Source organism: Kordiimonas lipolytica (assembly GCF_001550065.1).
The window spans coordinates 355,164-375,434 of sequence record NZ_LRUB01000017.1; the positions used below are offsets into that span (position 1 = coordinate 355,164).

Annotated in this window: 20 protein-coding genes; 8 read left to right on the forward strand and 12 right to left on the reverse strand. The window is 55.5% G+C overall.

Going from position 1 to position 20,271, the window contains the following annotated elements; translation table 11 throughout:
* Positions 1-6: 6 nt before the first annotated feature.
* Positions 7-246, reverse strand: coding sequence for a hypothetical protein (locus KORM41_RS09745; protein ID WP_068143878.1), 240 nt, complete (start codon positions 244-246; stop codon positions 7-9).
* Positions 247-581: 335 nt separating this feature from the next.
* On the opposite strand from KORM41_RS09745, the gene KORM41_RS09750 reads away from it, so the two are divergent.
* Positions 582-1,133, forward strand: a complete 552-nt coding sequence (locus KORM41_RS09750; protein ID WP_068143880.1) for a DUF1697 domain-containing protein — start codon at positions 582-584, stop codon at positions 1,131-1,133.
* Positions 1,134-1,144: 11 nt separating this feature from the next.
* On the opposite strand, the gene KORM41_RS09755 is transcribed toward KORM41_RS09750, so the two are convergent.
* Complete coding sequence (locus KORM41_RS09755; RefSeq protein WP_068143882.1) at positions 1,145-2,308, reverse strand: alpha/beta hydrolase; 1,164 nt, start codon at positions 2,306-2,308, stop codon at positions 1,145-1,147.
* An 88-nt stretch (positions 2,309-2,396) separates the two neighbouring features.
* The gene (locus KORM41_RS09760; protein ID WP_197420922.1) at positions 2,397-3,506 is read right to left on the reverse strand and encodes a fatty acid desaturase family protein; all 1,110 of its coding nucleotides are present in this window, start codon (positions 3,504-3,506) and stop codon (positions 2,397-2,399) included.
* Between the two features lie 278 nt (positions 3,507-3,784).
* Between KORM41_RS09760 and KORM41_RS09765 the strand changes: the two genes are divergently transcribed.
* A complete protein-coding gene (locus tag KORM41_RS09765) occupies positions 3,785-4,702 on the forward strand; it encodes a glutaminase (protein WP_068143885.1) in 918 nt (305 codons plus the stop codon).
* A gap of 8 nt (positions 4,703-4,710) precedes the next feature.
* On the opposite strand, the gene KORM41_RS09770 is transcribed toward KORM41_RS09765, so the two are convergent.
* The 5 genes from KORM41_RS09770 to KORM41_RS09790 form a co-directional block, all read right to left on the reverse strand.
* On the reverse strand, positions 4,711-5,274 hold the full coding sequence (locus tag KORM41_RS09770; RefSeq protein ID WP_068143888.1) for a DUF7010 family protein: 564 nt from the start codon (positions 5,272-5,274) through the stop codon (positions 4,711-4,713).
* Positions 5,275-5,368: 94 nt separating this feature from the next.
* Positions 5,369-6,124, reverse strand: coding sequence for a substrate-binding periplasmic protein (locus KORM41_RS09775; RefSeq protein ID WP_197420923.1), 756 nt, complete (start codon positions 6,122-6,124; stop codon positions 5,369-5,371).
* A 118-nt stretch (positions 6,125-6,242) separates the two neighbouring features.
* The gene (locus KORM41_RS09780; RefSeq protein WP_068143892.1) at positions 6,243-7,640 is read right to left on the reverse strand and encodes a serine hydrolase domain-containing protein; all 1,398 of its coding nucleotides are present in this window, start codon (positions 7,638-7,640) and stop codon (positions 6,243-6,245) included.
* Between the two features lie 67 nt (positions 7,641-7,707).
* Positions 7,708-8,124 carry a group I truncated hemoglobin gene (locus KORM41_RS09785; RefSeq protein ID WP_197420924.1) on the reverse strand — a complete coding sequence of 139 codons (417 nt, stop codon included), beginning with the start codon at positions 8,122-8,124 and terminating at the stop codon, positions 7,708-7,710.
* A 3-nt stretch (positions 8,125-8,127) separates the two neighbouring features.
* Positions 8,128-8,994: a DUF3034 family protein gene (locus KORM41_RS09790; protein WP_068143894.1), complete on the reverse strand. Its 867-nt coding sequence runs from the start codon at positions 8,992-8,994 to the stop codon at positions 8,128-8,130.
* A 162-nt stretch (positions 8,995-9,156) separates the two neighbouring features.
* On the opposite strand from KORM41_RS09790, the gene KORM41_RS09795 reads away from it, so the two are divergent.
* On the forward strand, positions 9,157-10,356 hold the full coding sequence (locus KORM41_RS09795) for an acyl-CoA dehydrogenase family protein (RefSeq protein ID WP_068143896.1): 1,200 nt from the start codon (positions 9,157-9,159) through the stop codon (positions 10,354-10,356).
* A 14-nt stretch (positions 10,357-10,370) separates the two neighbouring features.
* Entirely contained in the window at positions 10,371-11,474 is a 1,104-nt protein-coding gene (locus tag KORM41_RS09800; RefSeq protein WP_068143898.1) for an acyl-CoA dehydrogenase family protein, read from the forward strand.
* A gap of 86 nt (positions 11,475-11,560) precedes the next feature.
* Here KORM41_RS09800 and KORM41_RS09805 read toward each other — a convergent pair whose 3' ends face one another.
* Both KORM41_RS09805 and KORM41_RS09810 read right to left on the reverse strand, forming a co-directional pair.
* Positions 11,561-12,271: an energy transducer TonB gene (locus tag KORM41_RS09805; protein ID WP_082719674.1), complete on the reverse strand. Its 711-nt coding sequence runs from the start codon at positions 12,269-12,271 to the stop codon at positions 11,561-11,563.
* Positions 12,272-12,609: 338 nt separating this feature from the next.
* Positions 12,610-14,700, reverse strand: a complete 2,091-nt coding sequence (locus KORM41_RS09810) for a TonB-dependent receptor domain-containing protein (RefSeq protein WP_068143902.1) — start codon at positions 14,698-14,700, stop codon at positions 12,610-12,612.
* 311 nt (positions 14,701-15,011) lie between these two features.
* Between KORM41_RS09810 and KORM41_RS09815 the strand changes: the two genes are divergently transcribed.
* Entirely contained in the window at positions 15,012-15,590 is a 579-nt protein-coding gene (locus KORM41_RS09815) for a PAS domain-containing protein (RefSeq protein WP_082719675.1), read from the forward strand.
* A 111-nt stretch (positions 15,591-15,701) separates the two neighbouring features.
* Positions 15,702-16,652, forward strand: coding sequence for a DMT family transporter (locus KORM41_RS09820; RefSeq protein WP_231727082.1), 951 nt, complete (start codon positions 15,702-15,704; stop codon positions 16,650-16,652).
* Positions 16,653-16,683: 31 nt separating this feature from the next.
* Here the strand turns inward: KORM41_RS09820 and KORM41_RS09825 are convergent, their stop codons facing one another.
* Complete coding sequence (locus KORM41_RS09825) at positions 16,684-17,463, reverse strand: substrate-binding periplasmic protein (protein WP_068143908.1); 780 nt, start codon at positions 17,461-17,463, stop codon at positions 16,684-16,686.
* A 349-nt stretch (positions 17,464-17,812) separates the two neighbouring features.
* Here KORM41_RS09825 and KORM41_RS09830 point away from each other — a divergent pair, with 349 nt between their 5' ends.
* Positions 17,813-18,193 (forward strand): helix-turn-helix domain-containing protein, encoded by a 381-nt coding sequence (locus KORM41_RS09830; RefSeq protein WP_068143910.1) that lies wholly within the window; start codon positions 17,813-17,815, stop codon positions 18,191-18,193.
* On the opposite strand, the gene KORM41_RS09835 is transcribed toward KORM41_RS09830, so the two are convergent.
* Complete coding sequence (locus KORM41_RS09835) at positions 18,184-18,972, reverse strand: substrate-binding periplasmic protein (RefSeq protein WP_068143912.1); 789 nt, start codon at positions 18,970-18,972, stop codon at positions 18,184-18,186. The two genes, KORM41_RS09830 and KORM41_RS09835, sit on opposite strands and share 10 nt — an antisense overlap.
* Positions 18,973-19,105: 133 nt before the next feature.
* Between KORM41_RS09835 and KORM41_RS09840 the strand changes: the two genes are divergently transcribed.
* Positions 19,106-20,245, forward strand: coding sequence for a fumarylacetoacetate hydrolase family protein (locus tag KORM41_RS09840; protein WP_068143913.1), 1,140 nt, complete (start codon positions 19,106-19,108; stop codon positions 20,243-20,245).
* Positions 20,246-20,271 lie beyond the last annotated feature (26 nt).

The following is a 20,271-nucleotide window of genomic DNA, read 5'->3' on the forward strand; positions in this document are numbered from 1 at the left end:
CCCTTTTTACTCGCTCTTACCAATCAATTTGCGCCACATGCGTCTTTCGCACGCCAGGCTGCCGCCAGTAAGCGTGCTGGTGGCGGCCAGAACGATCAGAAGCCACATTACTTTGTCTGCCTGTTCTGTGCCTTTCAGCAAGAGGGCGCTGCCGATCAGCGCGGCAGCCCACAAAATTGCCTGGGTAACTTTTTGGCGTCCGCCGGCGTTTTTTTGGTTGATATCAGGTTTGGTGTCCTCGGTCATAACTTTCCCTTTTTGTTTCCTTGGGGTTCTTTAATGTAACCTATAGGTATCAAATAGGGATAAATTAAGGCCATGTCAAGAGCATGCCCAAATTTTGTCTATGATGGACTTGATCCAAAGCCTGGCGCAGTTCGTAAAAGAGACATTCCTCGTTTAAGCGACCCCCAAAGGGTCTCCTCCCTCTCCATCCAAAGGAGGCCCTCGCTGACTGACCCGCCCCGTTCCCCCGAGGGCGGGTCAATTTTTTGGCGTCCGACCGATCATTCAGTCCAATTTACATCTTGAGGTCGTCATATTATGCCGCCATGGTGCGCGGAAACTGAGATGGGAATGTTATGACCAAATTCGTAGCGCTGTTGCGTGGCATCAATGTGGGTGGCCACAAGAAAATCAACATGGCGGACCTTAAGGAAGTGGTGTCAAAATGCGGCTTTGCGGGCGTGCAGCATTATATCCAGTCGGGCAACCTGGTCTTTGATGGCAAGGGCACGGCAGAGGCGGCCAGGAGCAAGCTGGAACGCGCCATCGAAAACGCCTTCGGCTTTCCTGTGGATATTATGGTGCTATCGGAAAACGGCTTCCGCGGGGAAGTAGCGGCCTGCCCATTTGCTGATGGCGATAGCCCGAAAGGTGAGCTTGATCCCAAGTTTCTGCAGTTAGCTTTCCTGAAAGGTACGCCAGACGCAGCGCATATCGAAACTCTCTTCAGCGCATACGAAGGGCCGGAGATGATTGCGTATAAGGGGCACACGATCCATATCTATTTCACTGAAGGGTCTGGCCGGTCAAAATTGACACCATTGCTGACCGACAAGAAGCTGGGTGTGCCAGCCACTGCGCGCAACTGGAACACGGTTCAAAAGTTACTTTCCATGCTGGACGGCTAGGCTTGCGAGCTTCAGTCTTCGTCAAGTACGCCGTGCGCTGCTTTTAGCCCTGTCTGGATGTCGGTATTGTCTGGAAAGCGCTTGATGCCGATCTCAAAGAGAGGCAGTGCTTTTTCGGGCATGCCGCCTTCAAGATAGGCATTGCCGAAGCTTGTCAGCCAATAGGCGCTGGTGTGGGTCAGGAACTCAGGGAAGGCGTCCAGCACTTCCGTCAGTGTGTTCATGTTGCCTTCACGAACCGATATCATCGCGATTCTGTGGATCGTCTCATTGTCCACCTCTGGCGCGGTGCCATATTTTGAAGCCCGCGCCTCGTAGAAGGCACGCACCGCGGGGATGCCGCCGAAGGCCTGATATTCGGCCACATCTTCGAACCGTATCCAGCGATAGTCGGCGAAGGCTTCATTCAGGCCCAGGGCGATTGTGCGGTAGGCGGTGGTGACATGCTCTTCGTCGGTATATTCCTTGACCGTCCATTTGATGCGGTCGCCGGCATTTGCCTCAAGCGATTCCCGGATGGCTTGTGCTGCCAGAGTGACCACGCCTTCATTGTCAGCAATTGCAATCACAAGCTTGGTGTTAGAGTGTGGCGCGGCCTTGAGTGTTCCAGTGAACGTACCAATAAAGTCGCGGTCAAGCGGCCAGGTGCTGGCGGTGACATAGGTGTCGAACAGGGTGCTGTCGGCGATAAAGCTGTTCATCACCATGCGCCCGGCATATTGCCAGCCGAACAGCAGGCGGACATCCCCAGCGCCGTAGCGGTCGGTCATGAAGGGTAGTAGCTCGTCCTTGAGGAAGCGCTGGTAGGCGGCAGCATTTGCAACGAAGTCGGCGGCGCGGTCATCGAACACGGCGGAGCTCTCGATGCCAACAACGATCAGATCAGGGACTTTGCCGAAATCCCCAAGGCTTTTCGCCAGCCCGATGCCGTGACTGAAATAGCGTTGGCCATCCAGCAGGTACAGGACCGGATAGCTTTTGCCCGAGCTAGCGTCATGGCCTTCTGGCAAGTGAACGCGAATAAAACGGTCGCCATCTAGGGCCGTGGAGCTAATGCGGTGGCGCGTCCCCACCACAATGGCTTCTTCGCCAGTTGCCGCACTGATATTTTTGCTGAAGGCGGGCGTCGCAAAAAGCAGCGCACCAAGCGCCAACACAAAAAGTCGATAAGCCATAAAGCCGGATCCCCATCTGGAAGTTTCGTTACCTTGTAACGTCAGTGAGGCACTATTGCTATAGGCGATTGGTTTAGCCGGGGGTGCTTCAGGCTGCCTTCTGAGCATCCTTCTGTGCAGCTTTGGCTTCACGCCACAATTGTGCAACAGCAGCCATCAGGCTTGGGCGCGTGGCCGCAAGATACAGGCGGTTGTCCGGCAGCTCGGCCTTCAGCCGGAAATAGGCTTTCTCAAGCGAATGGTATGGCATGCCAGGAAACAGGTGGTGCGTTGCATGGAAGCGGAGCCCTACAGGTGCCCAAAGCGCAGAGATATAGCGGTTGCCAGGGATGTCCACGCTATCGAGGAACTCTTCCTGCTGGGTCATGCGCTCGCGCCCGCCGTTCCTGTAGGCGTGGGCGGCCAATGTGCGCAGGCCGTTCAGCACAAAAATCAGGATCGTGACTACATACCACACGGCCAGGAGCTTCCAGGGCAGGGTACCCATATACATCAGGCCAAGGGCCACATAGGCATAGATGCCGGTGAAGATGTCTTCCAGGAGCCAACCCGCGACCTGATCTTTCTTGGGCTCTGGCCGGATATAGGCGAAATCAATGACCAGCGAGCTGGCACGCTTCCAAACATAGCGGCGGAAGGCGGGAATGATCAGCGTCAGCGGCATCAGCACCGTATAGCGCAGCAGCAGCAGGCCAGGCACGATCAGCGCCTGCACGATGAAAGCCACAATCTTCCATGGTTTGTCCACGGCGAACGGCAGATATTCGCCGTCTTCTGCCGTGCCGTATACTTGCGGTTTATGGTGGTCGATATGCACGTCGGCATATGTATAAGCCGGCACCATCATGGGCATGCCGCAGAAGGCATTGAAAAAGCGCCTGAAGGCCGTGAAAGTACCTTTGCGGAAATGCGCGATCTCATGAATGAAGATAACGGCGCGGTAGAGGCCGAGCGTGGCCACAACAAGGGCAAGGATTTGCATCAGCGAATAGTTGGCAGCCATGGTTGCCACAGCAACCGCGCCCCAGCCGATGGCAGCTGAGAGCGTAAAATCTGTCCAGTAGATGCGGGCGTCAGGCTTCCACAGATCCTTCACCAGCTTGCGCGCTTCCTTCAGCGGGAAGTCAGCCGCTTCCGGGTGCTTGCCCGAGCGGACGGGTGCACCTGTCGCCGCGTCTGTCACCTTTTCTACAGTCATACTCTCTTGCATGTCATTCTCTTGAGCTGCGATCATGTTCGGACCACAGCGAAAATCAGTTGTGCGCCTAATTGCCATAAAATCGCCGAAAGGCAAAGCGTCTTAAAGCCGCACCTGCCTCACAAATCCTTGACTTTGGGCAAGCGCCCGGCGGCTTGTGGGGTATTTCTGTGGCCAAACTATGTTCCGCGCGCAGGGCAGCGGTGCATAATTGTGCTCTTTTTTTCAGGCCTTTGTCCGTCTAATCTTGCGGACTGGACAGAGAGGAATTTTGGAACGTGCTCGATTATCAGGCATTGCTGGACTATATCGCTGAGGCAGTGCAGCCGCATTTCGGCAAAGGGAAAGTGGCGAATTATATTCCTGCGCTGGGGCGCGTGCCGGCCAGCAAATTTGGTATGGCAGTGCAGTTGGCGTCCGGTGAAAGCTTCACGGTCGGGGATGCGTTTGAGCCATTCTCTATCCAGAGTATCTCGAAGCTTTTCGTGCTGGAACTCGTCATGTCCCACTTTGGCGACATGGTCTGGACACGGGTTGGCAAGGAACCATCGGGCGACCGCTTCAACAGCTTGATCAAGCTGGAAATGGAACAGGGCGTGCCCCGCAACCCCTTCATCAATCCTGGCGCACTCGCGACGCTTGATCTGCTGATGGGCCTGAAGGGTGATACCAAGCACCGTATCCGCAACTATCTTCGGTTTTTGGCGATGAATGAGGCGGTTGATACGGATGCTGCGGTAATGAATTCCGAACTGGCGCACTCGGACCTTAACCGTGCGATGGCCCACCTGATGAAAAGCCACGGCAACATCGACCAGGATGTCGATACTCTACTGGAAACATATTGCTACCAGTGCGCCATGACCATGAGTTGCAAGGATCTGGCGCTTGCGGGCTTGCCGCTCGCAACAGGCGGTTATTCGGCCCTTCATGACGCTGCCGTCGTCTCTGCAGCGCAAGCCAAGCGCATCAATGCCGTGATGTTGACATGCGGTATGTATGATAGCGTCGGCAGCTTCGCCTACCGTGTTGGCGTGCCAGCCAAAAGTGGGGTGGGCGGCGGCATTCTGGCGGTTATACCAGGCAAGATGAGCGTGGCAGTCTGGTCGCCGGAACTGGACCAGTTCGGTAACTCATACGTGGGTACAGCTGCGCTTGAGATGTTCACAAGCATGACCCACAGCAGTATCTTCTAGGAACAGGGTTAGCCCGCGTTCACAGCTCGCCAGCGCTTTTCCAGGATCACGATTGTTACCAGATAGACCGCGACAACAGCCAAGGGCACCGCAAGGAAGCGGTCGTTCGGGAATAGGTACCAGGCGCCCAGGACGAGGCCTGTACGAACAATGCCGTGAAATAGCCCAACCCAGTGTTCAATGGCCCATGAGAGCGGCACCCACATCAGCCCCGTCAGGATGCCAACTGTAAGCGGCAACGACGTATAGTCCTGCTGCAGGAAGGGAATGGCAATGGCAAAGACAAGAAGGGCCATAACAACAGTCTGAAGGAACAGGCTGTCGAAGGTGTTCTTTGGCCTGTTTTTGCCAAGCAGGTCTTCACCTGTGAATTTAGAGATCAGTACACCGAGATAGAAGATCGATCCGGTACAAATGAACAATAGCCACACTGCGTGCTGTGGCGCGAGCTGGGGTGCCACGGCACCCACAATTGCCCAGGCAATGGTTCCTGCGACCGGCATCGCCAGGAAGCGGCGTTTCTTGTAATCGGCCCTCTGGTCTTCCAGCGATCTGGTTGCTTCAATAGTCATTGGTTTTCCCCCACCGTTTTCCTAATTGCAGGTTTTAGTGAGACAAAGAAGGGGAAATGTCCAGCCCCGTTGTGAGCATGGCGAGTGTGGCAGGTTAGTCCACAGTCGATGTGGCTGCCTGCATCATGTCGAAGTTGCCTTCACCTACAAGCTTCTTGTACGCCACCTCTATTTTTGTCGCGAGTTCAGGGCGCAGGTTGGCCCCGCCTGCCAGGTAAAGCGTTAGTCCTATGTTGAGGTCATATACTGGCTTGAATGCGCCCCGCCAGGCTCCGTTATGCTGTTGTTCTGTGCTATAGTTGATCATGCTGCCAGGGAAAAGGTCCACACGCTCGGCCTCTACCATCTTGAGGGTGCCGGGCTGGTCAAGGTCCGTTGATCGGATGATGCTGGCCTCCGGCAGGCCGGTGCTTTGCAGAATGCTGCATGAGATGTCACCACGAACGCAGATGACGGAAAAGTCCCCCGCCATAAGACGTTCGTGCGTGTAGATGCGCGTGTCATCCTTGCGTGCAAACAGCCTGTAATTGTCAAACGCCAGGGGCACCAACCACCGAAAGCGTTTCTCCCTGTTGGGGATGCGGGCGATGGAATAGATCAGCACATTGTCCGCCGTTTCGGCATAGCGTACCGCTCGTGCCCAGGGACCAATGGTGATGGTATAGTCCAGCTCAGTTGCTTCCATTACCTTGTTGACGAGCGCCGTGGCTTCTCCGGCAACGCTGCCATCATCGGCGGGGAAATTATAGGGTGGATAATTTTCTGTGACGATAAAGACATCCGCGGCGCGCACGCAGCAAAAGCTGCTGAAAATCAGCAAGCCAACAAGAAACACTAAGCTCTTGACCAAAAGCCGACGCCTCCCCATTGCACGCCCCACCATTGAATTGTAGCCGGATAACGGCTTGGGCGCACGTGTTTGTTGGTGGCAGGGTCACGCAGTGGTTGTGTTCATGCCTTTGCTACAGTTACTCCAGCGCTTTCAACACATCCGCTGCGAAGCTATGAATCTGGAAACCTTCGCCGCCAGCAGGGTCATGCCCGCGCCGCACTATCACCAAATTCTTTGATGGGATGATCATCAGTATCTGGCCCCTGTTGCCGAGGGCCGCGAAGCTGTCATTCGGTAGTTCCGGAAAGCGTTCGTTATAGAGCCAGAATTGGGCGCCGTAGCCCGGGATTGCGCTGCCATTTGCGCGAGCAGCAGGGGGCTGGCTTGGGGCTGAGGTGGCTACATATTTGGCCCAGCCTTCAGGCAGGATGCGCTCGCCGTTCCAGGTGCCGTCATTCAGATAAAGAATGCCAAGGCGCGCCAGATCCCGCGACGTGGTCCATACCTGGCTGGACATCACAAAGTTGCCGCCCCAGTCCACCTCCGGCACGGTATCCAGCATGCCGATCTTGTGCAGCAGTGCCTCGAAAGGAAACTCCAGATAGGCCTGTTCGTCGCCTATCGCGTCCTTGAGTGCGCGCACAGCAAGAAGCGTATCGTTATTGGCATATTTCCAGCGGCTGCCCGGATTTACTTCAAGGGATGTGCGCATGGCCGTGTCGTCCACCCGACCACCACCGATATAAAGCCGGTCTGTGCGGTTACCCGCCTGGTTGCTGTCCAGTCCCGATGCCATATGCAAAAGGTTTTCCAGCGTGATGCCCTTGCGCGGATCAAGCGGCGACTGCCAGCTTGCCACTGGTGCGGGCGCTTTTATGTCAATCTGTCCTTCTTCTACCGCTGCGCCGATGACACTGGCGGCAATGGATTTGGCGACGGACCATGTGCGCTGGCTGGTGCGGTGGGTATAACCGTCGATATAGCTTTCAATCAGGATTTCATCCGGGCTTGCAACCAGAAGTGCGGTGGTGAAGGCATCCTTGCCGTATTTAGGGTCCTTGAAAGCGCGGGCTACGAGTGCGGCAAGTGCTTCATTGTCTGCCTCTCCATAGTTAGACGGGATGCGCGACCATGGGGCGCTGTCATTGCGCGCCGGAACGTCAATATCAATGCGGGGCAAGGCTGCGGTGGTCTCCGCCTTTGCACCAACAGGCAACTGCGTGCAGCCAAGATGGGGACGCCATTGGCTGATGCGTGGCGGAAGCGTATCGCTGAAGGCAACGGTGACGCGCTTGGCGTCATGATCGATTTTTGCTTCAAGTGTTGGCACAACATCAGCTACCAGTGGGTAGATGCCCGTCAGTTCCTGCGCTTCTATCTGCTCTGGCGACTTGCCGCCGTTGAAAGTGGCGCTGCAGGTGAAGGCAGCCTTATAGCCAGCTGCATAGGCGCGGATCGTGGCATCGGTTTCTTGTGCGAACCCGACTGTGGAAACGCTGGTAGCTAGCACCAGCGCGGCGATGACATTTTTCATGGTTGTGTCCCCTTTTTCTCAGAGTGTCATCTGAGGCGTGGGAACGCAAAGTCAAATGGCTGTGAACTCACCGTTCGACAATATCTCGCTTCATGGGGGCCAGGATCGCCAGCAGACGGTTTTGCGTGTGAAACGGTACATCGGCCTCACTCATCGCCTGTTGCAGTTGTTCCACCAGCGCATTGAATTCAGCCTCTGTGATCCCAAGCTTTATGTGGGATTTCTTCATGTTCACGCCCTTGTACCGGCAGGGGCCGCCAGTGGCCTCGCAGATCTGGTCCACCAGCAGGCGGGCCAGGCGGTCTTTCTTGGTTTGCTTGAATTGGTGGGCGGTGCGTGGGTCCGCGAATGTCCGATCCACCAGCCGGTTGGTAAAACGAGTTATGTTGTCGAGCCCGCCCAGATCATCATAAAGGCTGTCGGCATTCGCGACCGGCGCTGCACCGAGCAATGCAGCGGCAAGAATGAGTGTCTTCAGTTTCATGATTTAAAACCCCAGTTGGAGAGACAGGTAGAAGCCGCGCTGACGCCCTTGCAGCGCGATTTTCCCAAGGTCAGTATAGGCGGCAGTGATGGTGAAGTGCTTGCTTGGCAGCCAAACCACATAGGCAGCCATGGCATCGTCTTCTTCCGCGAAAGCCAGGTTGTCGGGCTTAGTACGATAGTCTGCGCCGACTACAAAATGGCGGCTCAGGAGGTAAGCGGCAGACCCTTCAAACTGCAGCGACCTGCCCGAACCGTTCGGGCCTCCAAAGCCCAAAAGGCCGAACTGGTTGGCTCGCGTCGCCCGCGCGGTGCCGGTGAGCACCAAGCTTTTGTCCAGAAGGATTTTGGTGGCAGCCAGATAGAGATCGATATCGTCATCACCTTTGGCGCCGACCGCGCGCACAATCGCGCCTTTGTCGGCTTTCTTATACTGCGCGCCCAAGGAGACCTGCGGCATCCATTTATCCTGGTCATAGACAGCATCCCCGAACACTTTCACCTTGGCGCCGACGATGTCCTGGTTGAACTTGAACCCGTCCCCCAGGCCCAGCCTGCCGCCGGCGCTGCGGGTGTTAAACCATTGCCGGGTGAAGCTCAGCTCAAGGCGGTCGAAAAGCCCCACCGTGACGCCTGTGGCGTTTAGGGTGAAATCACCTGTCGTGACATAGGTATGGTGCGCACTGCCGCCGATTTGGCGGTTGGTGCCATAGCCGGAAATAACGGCCCAAGGGTTCAGGCCACTGCCGCCAGCTCCTTCAACCTGAATCACACCTGGTGTGGCCAATATCTTGCCGCTGCCAAAAAGGCTCTCCTCGGCGTGGGCCGCTCCAGTCGCGATAAGGGCCAGAAATATCAGTATTTTTTCCATGCGAAGCAGCTTTCCATTCCCCAGGCGTTATAATGCATACTTAATTGGTCAGTTATTAAGAACGAATAAAAATTCATTCTCTGTTACGACAAATCTTGATCCTTGGATGATGCGGCCTAGTTGATGACATGAAAATGTGTTCAACCAACAGCGAGTCGACCAATGCGTCTTGAATATAGCGATGAAGACCTGGCCTTCCGCGCGGAAGTGCGGGCGTTTCTGGAAGAAAGGCTGCCAAGCCATGTTTCCGAGCGAACAAAAGCTGGCCTCGGGCTTGAGAAAGAAGATTATCTGAACTGGCAGCGCACCCTCTTGGAAAAGAATTGGGTGGCGCATTCATGGCCAGTTGAGCATGGCGGATCAGGCTTTACGCCGTTCCAGAAGCACATCTTTGAAGAAGAGTGTGTGCGGGCTGGTGCGCCGGAGCTGCCGCCATTCGGCCTGTCGATGCTTGGCCCTGTGTTGATTGCTTTCGGTTCCGATGAACAAAAGGCCCACTATCTGCCACGTATTCTCGATGGCACTGACTGGTGGTGTCAGGGCTATTCCGAGCCGGGATCAGGGTCTGACCTCGCAAGCCTGAAGACTAAAGCCGTGCGCGACGGTGATCATTATATTGTCAATGGCCAGAAAACCTGGACCACGCTTGGTCAGTATGCGGACTGGATTTTCTGCCTGGTGCGCACCTCCTCAGAAGGCAAGCCACAGACCGGCATCAGCTTCCTGCTGATTGACCTGAATACGCCCGGCGTGGAAATGCGTCCGATCATCACGATCGAAGGCGGCCACGAGGTGAATGAGGTGTTCTTTGACAATGTCAAGGTGCCAGCTGAAAACCTTGTTGGTCAGGAAAATATGGGCTGGACCTATGCCAAATACCTGCTGCAGCACGAACGTGTTGGCATTGCAGGCGTGGCAGCCGCCAAGGAAGGTCTGAAGCGTCTGAAGAAGATTGCGGCCGAGACCGATGACGGCGAAGGTGGCAAGCTGATTGATGATGCCCATTTCGCGGAACGTATCGCCAATGTGGAAATCGATTTGATGGCCATGGAACTGACAAACCTACGTGTGCTTGCGGCCGCCCAGGCCGGTGGTGCGCCGGGCGCTGAAAGTTCCATGCTCAAGATCAAAGGGTCAGTGATCCGTCAGGAAATCAGCGACCTGATGCGCCGGGCTGTTGGCCCATATGCGCTGCCGTTCATGCCGGAACTGGATCAGATGGGCTCGAACGCCGAGCCGCTTGGGCCTGATGGGGCGCATTTGTTCGCAGGCCAATATTTCAACCGCCGCAAATATTCCATTTATGGCGGCTCAAACGAGATTCAGCGCAACATCATCTCCAAGATGATCCTTGGGCTTTAAGGGAGGGTACAGTTATGGATTTCAATCTCTCTGATGATCACCGCATGCTCAAGGACATGGTGTCTCGCTTTGTGCGCGAGCAATGCGATTTCGAAAGCCGCCTGAAGCTGATCAGCTCGGAAAAAGGGCATGATGAAGCGGTGTGGGCACAAATGGCTGAACTGGGCCTTGTGGCTGCGGTGTTGCCTGAGCGCGTTGGCGGCCTGGGTGGCTCTGGCCTTGATATCATGGTCGTGGCCGAAGAGCTCGGCCGCGGTATCGTGGTGGAACCTTTCCTCGCAACAGCCGTTCTGGGCGCAGGCCTGTTGGCTGAAGAAGCAGCGGAAGGCCGTGGCCCGGCACTTTTGGACGATGTTATCGGCGGTGGCCACAAGCTGGCGTTTGCCCATTATGAGCCGGGCGCGCGCTACAATGCCGCGAAAGTTGACGCGAAGATCGAAGGCGGCAAGCTTTCGGGCGCGAAGTCGATGGTTGTCAACGGCGGTGATGCGAACACTCTGATCGTGTCGGCCAAGGACGGTGACAAGCTGGTGCTGTTGCTGGTTGCGACTGACGCCGATGGCGTGTCCATGCGTACCTTCAAGACCAATGATGGTTTCGGCGCAGCCGAGATTACCTTTGACGGTGTTTCCATCGCTGCAGACGATGTGCTGCTCTCAGGCTCTGCGGCCGAAGACGCCCTTGGCCGTGCAATTGCGCGCGCTACACTGGCGCTTTGCGCGGAAAGCCTGGGCGCTATGGAAAATGCCCGCGACGCGACGCTTGAATACTTGCGCACGCGCACGCAGTTTGGTGTGCCTATCGGCAAATTCCAGGTGCTTCAGCACCGCCTTGTGGATGTGTGCCTGGAGATTGAACAGGTTCGTTCGATCGTGCTTCTCGCGGCGTCCAAACTGAATGCCGAGGACCGTGACAAGCATCTGTCAGCTGCCAAAGCCCTAGTTGGCCGTGTGGGCCGCCAGGTGGCTGAGGAATCAGTTCAAATGCACGGCGGCATTGGTGTGACATGGGAACTGGAACTGGCACACGTTGCCAAGCGGCTTGTGATGATCGACCATTATTTCGGTGATACCGACTATCACCTGAAGCAGTTCCAGAAGCTGTCGAAAGCGGCCTAAAGCCTGCATTCCGAAACAATAGAAAGCCCGGCCATTTGGTCGGGCTTTTCTTGTTTTGCCTCAGTGTGTCGTGTGCCTCGGGCTGCCTATCCTTTTGCGCCGATCCTGTAGCTGAGCGGGATGGTTAGTGACACGCTCTCTTTGTTTTCCGGCAGTTTCGGGAAGCTGATGCGCCGCATCAGGTCGATGGCTTCGTCGTCGAGGATCGGATTGCCCGAACTTTCAACAACCTGTTGGGCCATGATCGTGCCGTCCATGGCAATCTGTACTTTGACCCTGACGGTGCCCTCAATGCCTTCTTCTATAAGCTGTGTCGGATACCCCTGATTGCGCGCCAGAATTCGGGATACATCGCGCTGCCAGCCTTTCCAGTCCGGTGTGGCCTGGGCCACTTGCACTTCTGCGCCCAATCGAGTTTGTTGGTCATCCATGTTGAACCGCAGCGGAATCTTGAAATTGAAACTGGAAAGCCCTTCAGGCAGCGGGGGCAGCGGATTGATCCTGTTCAGGATTTGAAGCACCGATCCGTCAAGCACATTGTGCCCGGACGACTGGTTGATCTTGAAGCCGATAATGTCACCGTTTTGACCAACGGTAACCTCGACCTTAACGGTACCCTCCAGCTTGGCGTCCAGGGCACGCTTGGGGTAGCGTTGCTTGGAGGCGAAGGCGTCATAAACCCGTTCGCCCCAAGTGGCGAGATCATAATCTTGTGCGGAAACAGATGGTGAATTGGCGCAGCAAATAAGCGCAAACAGGCCCAGGGCGAGCATGTTTCGGGGGGACGTCGGCGACATTGCGCGTTCTCCTTGCGGAAAGAGCTAAAGCAGTAAAACGCAAAACTGTCGGGCAGGCCTTTCACACCGAAAATCGGATGGTTGTCTGTCCTCTGTAGGAGAGAATAGGTAACATTAGTTTAAATCAAATTAACAGCATTTTAGTGCCGGGCGCGCACGCCACCTTTGGCCGGCTGGCCTGGTTCAAGAAAATGTGATCGGGGGAGGGCTTATAATTTTGGTTTTCAGCCCCATTTCTGATGGGCCCGGGGCGATCCCCTACCTCCCCCCCCTGAAGCTCCGGGATTGCCCGTGCGTCAGCCCCCATTAGGCGCACGGGCTTTAATTTTTTGGCGGTGTTAGAACTGACCCGAAAAAGAGATGCGGAAGCCCTGGTCGCGGACACGCTCCGAGATTTCAGTGCCGATGAATGTGTCGCCACGGGTTGGGCTGTAGAGATAGCGAATTCGGTCCCTGCCGACCCCGCCGATGCTCCAGGCTCGCAGGGTAATTCTGACGCCTTTGACGGCGGTGGTCTCAATAAAGCCACCCCAGCGACTGGCGCCTTCAAAGTCTTCAAACTCATTGACGAAAAAGCCATGCCAATTGAAGCGGCTGTTATAATCAACGCCCCAGGACCATTCGGTGTCCGGTATGTCATGACGGAACTCAACGACATATTCGAGCGGAACGAAGTTATGCAGGCGCCGTTTTTGGCCAGTGAGCGGGTCCAGGAAGCTACTGTCTTTCGCATCAAGCTCCACTTCAATCAGGCCGCCTTTCAGAACTTGGTCGGTAGGGATGCTAGCCTGGGCTTCCAGGCCCCAGCGCCTGGCGCTTCCTACATTGGCACGGCCCTGTCTGCCTGAAGGCAGGATGATGCGCTCCAGTACATCATCTTTCCATTCATAGAATAGTTCGACAGATAGTGCGCCACGTTCGCCAAATTGGTAGTTGAATGTGCCCTGCAGCCGGTCAGTGCGGTCTGGCCTCAGGTTTGGGTTGCCCGCGAACACGCGGTCATCGGATGCGTCTGCGCTTGCAGCAAAATCTCCAAAATCCAGTTGACCGACACTGCGTTCAGCGGAAAGCCCGACCTGCAGATCAGGTGTGACCGTATAGGTGATGCCAACGGAAGGCTTCAGGAACTTGAAAGTCTGTGCCTGGTCAGTTGCGCCGCTTGTGGAAATTTGGCTGATTTCGGCTTTAATGCCTCCGTCCATTGTTAGTGTGTCGTTCAACTTCCACACAAGATTGGTAAAAGCTTCTGCACGCTTTTCTTCCACGCGCACGGGCTTGGCGGGCAGGGCAAAAAGCTCAGCCCCGGTTCCGTCTGTCTTCACAATATCAAGGCTGGCATTCAGGGTGTTGAAGGCGCCTTCTATTCCGAACTCAGGCTGCACCATTGCGCCACCATTTTTACCAAGCGTTGTTCGGAAAATGGTTTCCGTGTTTTTTTCTTTTGCCGTGAAATGCGTCGTGTCCAGCAAAGTTGCTTCAGGCATTTCGTTGGTGATCAGGTCGCGTGCCGTCCAGTCCGCTATGGTGGTCAGGCCAATAAGCCGCCATTTCCAACCGCTTTCGAAAGTGCGGGACCAGTCGGCGCCGAATTCTCCTGAATACTCTTCAAAGTCGTGGTCATCGAAAAAACGGTCGGCGACCGGGTCTGTTGGTTCTCCTGTGCCGCGGCCAAGGCGCTCTGTGTCGCCGTACCAGCTGTCAAAACCAAATCGACCGTTCAGTTGAAGCCTGCCGCCAAAGACGTCACGCCCTGCATCAAATGACAGCGAGGCATCACGGTTGCGTTCGTCCCGCACTTCGGTTTGCAGTCTTGTCTTGGTCCCTTCGGCATCACGCGCAGTAATAACCGCGTCGCGAGATTCATTGATCATGAAGCTTTCCAGCTGGAATGATGTATCCCAGCCAGCCAGTTGGGTCGAAAAGGAGGCACCTGCAGATGGCATGATCCGGTCCGGTCCTACCTTGCGGATGTCAACGGACCAAGTGCCGGTGCTGACATTCTTCAGCCGTACCACATTCGCCACCATGCTTTGGCCTGCCGCTTCGCCAGCGCCAATGGCGCCGCGCTGCACTTCGATATGGGAAACCTGTCCCGCGGGTATCCGTGAGAGGGCTTCACTTAGTCCACCGGACTTCGATGTGGGGCGAGTGCCGTCGATCAATACATTGCCAGCGGTGCCGCCGAAGCCTCGTGCACTGGAGCCGCTGTCGAAAACGAAGCCAGGCAGCCGGTTGATCATGTCCAGGGCTGTTTGAGGGGTATATTGCTCGAAGAACTCGGCATCAAAAGACTGATGATCGACGTCAATAACCACTGATGCACTGGCCCCTACCGCCGCATCAGACGCTGCTGCTGACGCGAAAGAAGAAGCAAGTACGATCCCGAATATAATGGAACCGCAGGCCTGTCGTGTGGCCTTGGTTGGCATTCCAGAATTCCCCAGAGTTAACCCACGGCAGGGCTGCGCAGGATTAATATGTTATATTGTTCGGCTTCAGCCTACAGTCAAGGCCTTGATTTGGATGCTCTTTTGCGGTGAGTTGAGCCCGGCTCGCGACAAATCGTTTCAACCATTTTTGACTTTTGTCGCCACTCTCATCCTGCCTTCACTGGGCATCAAGAGAAGAGCACAATACTGCCCGATAATATTCCAACTAATTTTGTACGAATTTACAATTGCGAAAGGAATTCACCCATAAGGTGACCTTGGGGCGTAATCGTTGTTCGAGGGGTATTTACATGGTTCCTGGAAATGCAGGAGACGGCACTTTAGGGTCATCATTTGAAGCGTCAAGCATCGCTGGAGAACTAGACGAACTACCATCCGCAAATGCCGATATGCAGCTATTGGTCGGCGAGGATTCCATGCGCGCTGGTATACGTAGTGCACAGCTTCGAGAGATGTTTGATCACTATATTTCGCTGCGCCCGGAAAAGGGCAAGATGCCGCCCCGAGATTCATTCAGCCCTGCAGCACTTCCACGCCACCTGCCCAATATATTTCTGGTGGAGGTAGAGCCCCAGGAAGATGGCGTGCCGGATTACCGCTACCGCGTATTCGGGACGGCTCTCAGCGTCCTCTTTGGTGCGGAAATGACCGGGAAATTGGTCAGCGAATTCACCGATCATAACCGTGCTGAACGCTCCCGCCGTATTCTGGATCACGTGGCGCTTCTGCGGCGGCCGGTGCGTACGGCTGGCAACTTTGTCTCGAAAAACGGCATGTCGGTGTTTGGCGAGTCTATTGTTCTGCCTTTTGGTGAAGAGGGAAGGGTGACGCACATTCTGGCGGATCTCGATTACGATCAGGTCGACTAGTCTCTGACAGTTCTACATTTCGTTGAAACGTCCGAAATTGGCGTGCAGAAAGCTGCGCGGCACACTATGTTGCGAGGTGATCAAGGCATAGGTGCTCAAAAGGAAAACATCGTGACACAGCCAAGTTTGCAGATGGGCCCGCGCCAGTGGGGCCTGCTGGCAATGCTTTCCATCCTTTGGGGTGCATCCTTCATGGCCATTGAGGTCGCAGTCGGAGCGTTGCCGCCACTGACTGTGGTGGCCATCAGGGTCTCATTTGCCGCATTTGGACTATTCCTGTTTATGAAGGTAACCCGTGTGCCGCTTCCTGGCGCCGGGCACGCGGACAGATGGAGGGTCTGGGGCGCGTTGGCCGTGATGGGACTTCTGAATAACATTATGCCATTTTCCCTTATAGCCTGGGGGCAGACCCAGATTGCATCCAGCCTTGCCTCCATCCTGAATGCCACGATGCCCCTGTTCACTGTTTTCGTTGCGCACTTCTTTATTCATGATGAACGACTGACAATGCGGCGCTTTTCAGGTGTTCTGATCGGCTTTATGGGGGTCGTGTCCATTATTGGGCCGGGCAGTCTTGCCGGCATGTCCGGTGAATTGATGGGGCAGTTGTCGGTTCTTGCGGGGTCACTCTCCTATGCCTTTGCGGTGGTCGCGGGAAGGCGGTTTGTCGGGCTTGGATTGCAGCCTGTCCAGATGGCTTTTGGGCAGGTGACGATGGCGGCCATCATGCTGGTTCCTGCCGTTCTTGTCATAGATGCGCCATACCTGTTGCCGCTGCCTGAAGCAAAGGTTTGGGCTGCACTGCTGTCACTGTCGCTCCTGTCTACCGCGCTTGCTTATCTTCTGTATTTCCGTCTGATCGCCGAAGCAGGCGCGACCAGCGCGTCCCTGGTGACGCTCACCATACCGGTTGTAGCAACCACATTTGGCGTGCTGTTTCTGGGGGAGCGGCTGGAAGCCGGTCACGCTGCAGGGCTGGTGCTGATTGGCGTTGGTCTGATGGTGTTGGACGGCCGTTTGATCAGGCGGCTACGAAACCGGCTTGCCGGGCGTGCCCTATAGGCCGCGGGCGGGGTGTATGCAGGGAAGAGCTTCAGGGCATATAGACTATCGGGGATAGCCCAAGTTTTTTCAGATAGTCTGCCATTTCACCGGATGCGGCCAATTCTTCCAGTCTGTGATTGAACTCTTTGATGAATGCCTTGTTGTTGGCGGTGTCATGGCAAACGATACGGATGCTGGGCACTGGAATGGGGTCATAATTTGGGTCATGAGGCGGAAGCTCCTGGCCCAGGCTTTTAAACACGAAGTAGGCGTCCGGCATATTGGCGATCATGGCATCAACAGTTCCTGTTTCCAGGATTTTGGCCTTGTCGACCTCATCTGCGATCGGCACATATTCAACGCCGATATCACCCATTGAATTCGGGACTTTTGCACCAAGGGCATACGCCAGTTTCTTGCCTCGCAGGTCTGCCTGACTGTGGATGATAGAGGTTGCATCCCGGGAGAATATCCGCATGGGCGACCTAAGCATGGCGCTGCTTTCGATATAGCTTTCGCCCTCGCTCCAATCGCCTGTCCGCATGAGCGTATCAATGCTTTTCGGGTAGATGCAGCTTGTCCTGTCGCGCTTGAAGCTCCGCATGGCGCGTTTATAGGGAGCCACCAGATAGTTCTCCTGTGCCAGGTCAGAGCCAAGAGTGAAGCGGGCATAGTCATTATAGAAACCGCTGCCGTCAGCATCGAGTGTGATACCCCAGCCGGTGGCGAAAATATGGGGAATTTTAAGTTCTGGATGATGAGCCTTGCTGGGGCGCGTGACAATTGTCAGAAGGAAAACAAAGACTAATAACAGGGGAATGTGACGCATCCAGCAGTCCTTGATGAAAGGTTGATCGGTTCCTTCACTGGTGACTATAGCAGTAAAGATCAAGAATGCGCAAAGCCTGAGGGCGTCTGCGGGTTTCGGCGGGTGTTTAACCGGAGTAATGGCTCTTGATTCGTTGGATAGATTGGTCGCACCAGCCCAGATAGTTTTTCTGGAACCGATGGCCTGAAATCTGTGTCATCTACATGAATAATTGCTCTTCCGACAGGCCATAAGGATAGGTGGGGCTTTCGGCTTTCTACACTGACCCACGGCTTGCTGGACGAATCAATAGGCTTGTATTTGGTGGCGATTGGCGCAAGCCTGTAGGCATGAAACAGAGAGTGTAGCTATGACCCCTGCCGAATTCAGATGCCTGCGCGAAGGGCTTGGCTTGTCGGAGCGCGATATCTCCATGCTAACACTGGCTACGGAAGCACAGGTGAAAGCATGGGAGCAAGGGCGCGAGGCCGTGCCTGAGCGAGAAGGCGGCCTGTTGGCGGATCTGGAGCGCGAGGTTGAGCGCCGCCTGGCAGGCGCGCTTGAGCACGCTCAAGCGAAAGATGTAGTTACCCTCAAGCTCTTCAGAAATGCACTTGATTTCAAGAAAAGCGGGCCGGACATGAGCCCCATACCGCCGATGCTTGCCTATCGCTGCCATTCGGCCTTAGTCGGGCGGCTTTGTCGGGCCCTCAAGCGCGATGGTCGCAATGTTACTGTCATCTATTCTTGACGCGGCATGTGGGCTGCCGGGGTCAAGCCTTGGGATGTCAGAAAGGCCTGAAGCCTACCGTCCTTGATCAATTCCTCAAGATGGCTGTTGAAGCTTTCTATGAATGCCTCATTGGTTTCAGACCGATAGCAGACCAAGCCGATTTCAGTTGAATCAATCGAGAACCTCGGGTCAAAGGGCGGCAGGCCCGTGCCCAAGCTGTCAAATACAAACTTGGCGTCCGGCAAAACCGCTACCAGTAAATCTGTCCGGCCTTCCAGAAGCATACGCGCTTTGCCAACTTCGTCCGACACGGCGACAAAGTTGGCCCCAGAGCCTTTGAGAAGCTTGGGTGCATCCGACCCCAGCGCAAAAGCAACTGTCAACCCTTTGAGGTCTTCGAGCCGGGCCGGTGGGTGGGTGCCATGTGGGCTGAAAATGCGGGACTGTGCCGCCACCACGCTGCGGCTGCCAACGAATTGGTCTGGCTTTTTAATCGTGCCTGTGCTGACCAGATAACCGAGGCTGTTTGGATAGAGGCAGTCTGCCTGCTTGGCAAGGAATGCACGTTTTGCTCGCTTATAAGGCAGGATTTCATAGTCAATCGAGCCAAGGCTTGTTGGCAAGACCAGTTTGGCAAGATCGTTATAGAAGCCGGTACCATTGGATTTCAATGTCAGGCCCCAATCGGTGGCCATAACATGCACGGAGTCCTCAGCGGCACAGAGCGATGGTGCTACTGAAAAGAACAATCCGTATACTGCTGCACCAAAGGCGCGGCGTGCCAGTGCGAGGACCATAAGTTATTGCTTCCCACATGCGCCCCCCAGCGCGCTACCAGCATACCGTCTAACTTATCTCCTTGGCAAATGCTGGTCGATTGCCTGATGTATGGGCAGGGGGGTAGAATGATGCAGCAAGGAAGGATTGAGGATGGTACGTTTACTGCTGTTTTTGGGTGTTTTTCTGTTTGCTGTGGCACCTGCTTCAGGGGCGCAGAAAATTGAGATTGCTCCACGCGAAGAGGCCCTGACATTTGCTCGTTCTTATGAGAATGGGATTCCGCAAAAGCTATTGCTGGTTATTCGTTACGAAAACGAAACAATAACTGGAATCGATGTATCTCAGGCGCTTGGTCGGCCGGTGTTTGATCCGATCATTCTCTATAATGAACTTGGGCGTGACGCTATTCTCGCCGCCTTGGAGGTGATACCTGACAGCGCGGCCGTGACCCTGCCGATCACAAGTCTTGGGATGCCGGTTGGACTCGGCGGCAGCCACATCGCTGCAGGCGCGAATTTTCCGGCTCATGCTGATGACGCTGAAGTGGAGGACGGGCCGTTCCTTTTTCCCAAACAGGTCCAGCCGACGCATTGGACAGCGCCGATTCCATCGGGGGATGGGCTGCTGGACTATGAGGCAGAACTTTGCTTTGTGCCCTTGCGGGATTTCCCACCGGTGCGCACATCGCGCGAGATAGGGTTGATCCTGTGCAACGATGTGACCGACAGGGCATTGCTTCTGCGACATATTGATGCGTTTGACATTGAGTCCGGCCAAGGCCTCACAACAGGCAAAAGTGCTCCCGGCTACTTGCCGGTGGGAAACCTGTTTGTCATCCCGCTGGATGCTGAAGGTTTTGCCCAGTCCTTGACGCTCGAGCTATCGGTAAATGGGGAAATCCGGCAGTCGGCACCTGTGTCACGCATGGTCTGGGGTCTTCCTGAAATTCTCCGGGAAACTGAAGCTCGAAAAGACCGCCAGTGGGTTTTCCGTGGCTCCCGGGTCGGTCTGCCGACCCGCAACGGCAGGGTGCCGGCGCGTGCCATGATCATGTCAGGTACGCCCGCGGGTACCGTGTTTGAAGGTATTCGCACCATGCACAAGGTGCGTGGTTTTCTGGACTATGCCCTAGGTGGATGGGACCGCCCGATGCAGCAATGGGTCGTAGACCGGTACATCCGTGAAGAGCAAAAGCTGGGGCGGTACTTGAAGTCCGGGGATATAGTCCATGTGCGGGTTGACCGAATGGGCGAGCTTCGGAATCCTGTCAAAATCTCTAGGGATGAATGACCATAATAACTTGCGAAAGTGCAGCC

Bases quoted from the DNA above. Each gene is read 5' to 3' on its own strand.
- KORM41_RS09745 (WP_068143878.1), bottom strand. From the start codon at position 246: ATGACCGAGGACACCAAACCTGATATCAACCAAAAAAACGCCGGCGGA.
- KORM41_RS09750 (WP_068143880.1), top strand. From the start codon at position 582: ATGACCAAATTCGTAGCGCTGTTGCGTGGCATCAATGTGGGTGGCCAC.
- KORM41_RS09755 (WP_068143882.1), bottom strand. From the start codon at position 2,308: ATGGCTTATCGACTTTTTGTGTTGGCGCTTGGTGCGCTGCTTTTTGCG.
- KORM41_RS09760 (WP_197420922.1), bottom strand. From the start codon at position 3,506: ATGACTGTAGAAAAGGTGACAGACGCGGCGACAGGTGCACCCGTCCGC.
- KORM41_RS09770 (WP_068143888.1), bottom strand. From the start codon at position 5,274: ATGACTATTGAAGCAACCAGATCGCTGGAAGACCAGAGGGCCGATTAC.
- KORM41_RS09780 (WP_068143892.1), bottom strand. From the start codon at position 7,640: ATGAAAAATGTCATCGCCGCGCTGGTGCTAGCTACCAGCGTTTCCACA.
- KORM41_RS09785 (WP_197420924.1), bottom strand. From the start codon at position 8,124: ATGAAACTGAAGACACTCATTCTTGCCGCTGCATTGCTCGGTGCAGCG.
- KORM41_RS09790 (WP_068143894.1), bottom strand. From the start codon at position 8,994: ATGGAAAAAATACTGATATTTCTGGCCCTTATCGCGACTGGAGCGGCC.
- KORM41_RS09795 (WP_068143896.1), top strand. From the start codon at position 9,157: ATGCGTCTTGAATATAGCGATGAAGACCTGGCCTTCCGCGCGGAAGTG.
- KORM41_RS09800 (WP_068143898.1), top strand. From the start codon at position 10,371: ATGGATTTCAATCTCTCTGATGATCACCGCATGCTCAAGGACATGGTG.
- KORM41_RS09805 (WP_082719674.1), bottom strand. From the start codon at position 12,271: ATGTCGCCGACGTCCCCCCGAAACATGCTCGCCCTGGGCCTGTTTGCG.
- KORM41_RS09810 (WP_068143902.1), bottom strand. From the start codon at position 14,700: ATGCCAACCAAGGCCACACGACAGGCCTGCGGTTCCATTATATTCGGG.
- KORM41_RS09815 (WP_082719675.1), top strand. From the start codon at position 15,012: ATGGTTCCTGGAAATGCAGGAGACGGCACTTTAGGGTCATCATTTGAA.
- KORM41_RS09825 (WP_068143908.1), bottom strand. From the start codon at position 17,463: ATGCGTCACATTCCCCTGTTATTAGTCTTTGTTTTCCTTCTGACAATT.
- KORM41_RS09830 (WP_068143910.1), top strand. From the start codon at position 17,813: ATGACCCCTGCCGAATTCAGATGCCTGCGCGAAGGGCTTGGCTTGTCG.
- KORM41_RS09835 (WP_068143912.1), bottom strand. From the start codon at position 18,972: ATGGTCCTCGCACTGGCACGCCGCGCCTTTGGTGCAGCAGTATACGGA.
- KORM41_RS09840 (WP_068143913.1), top strand. From the start codon at position 19,106: ATGGTACGTTTACTGCTGTTTTTGGGTGTTTTTCTGTTTGCTGTGGCA.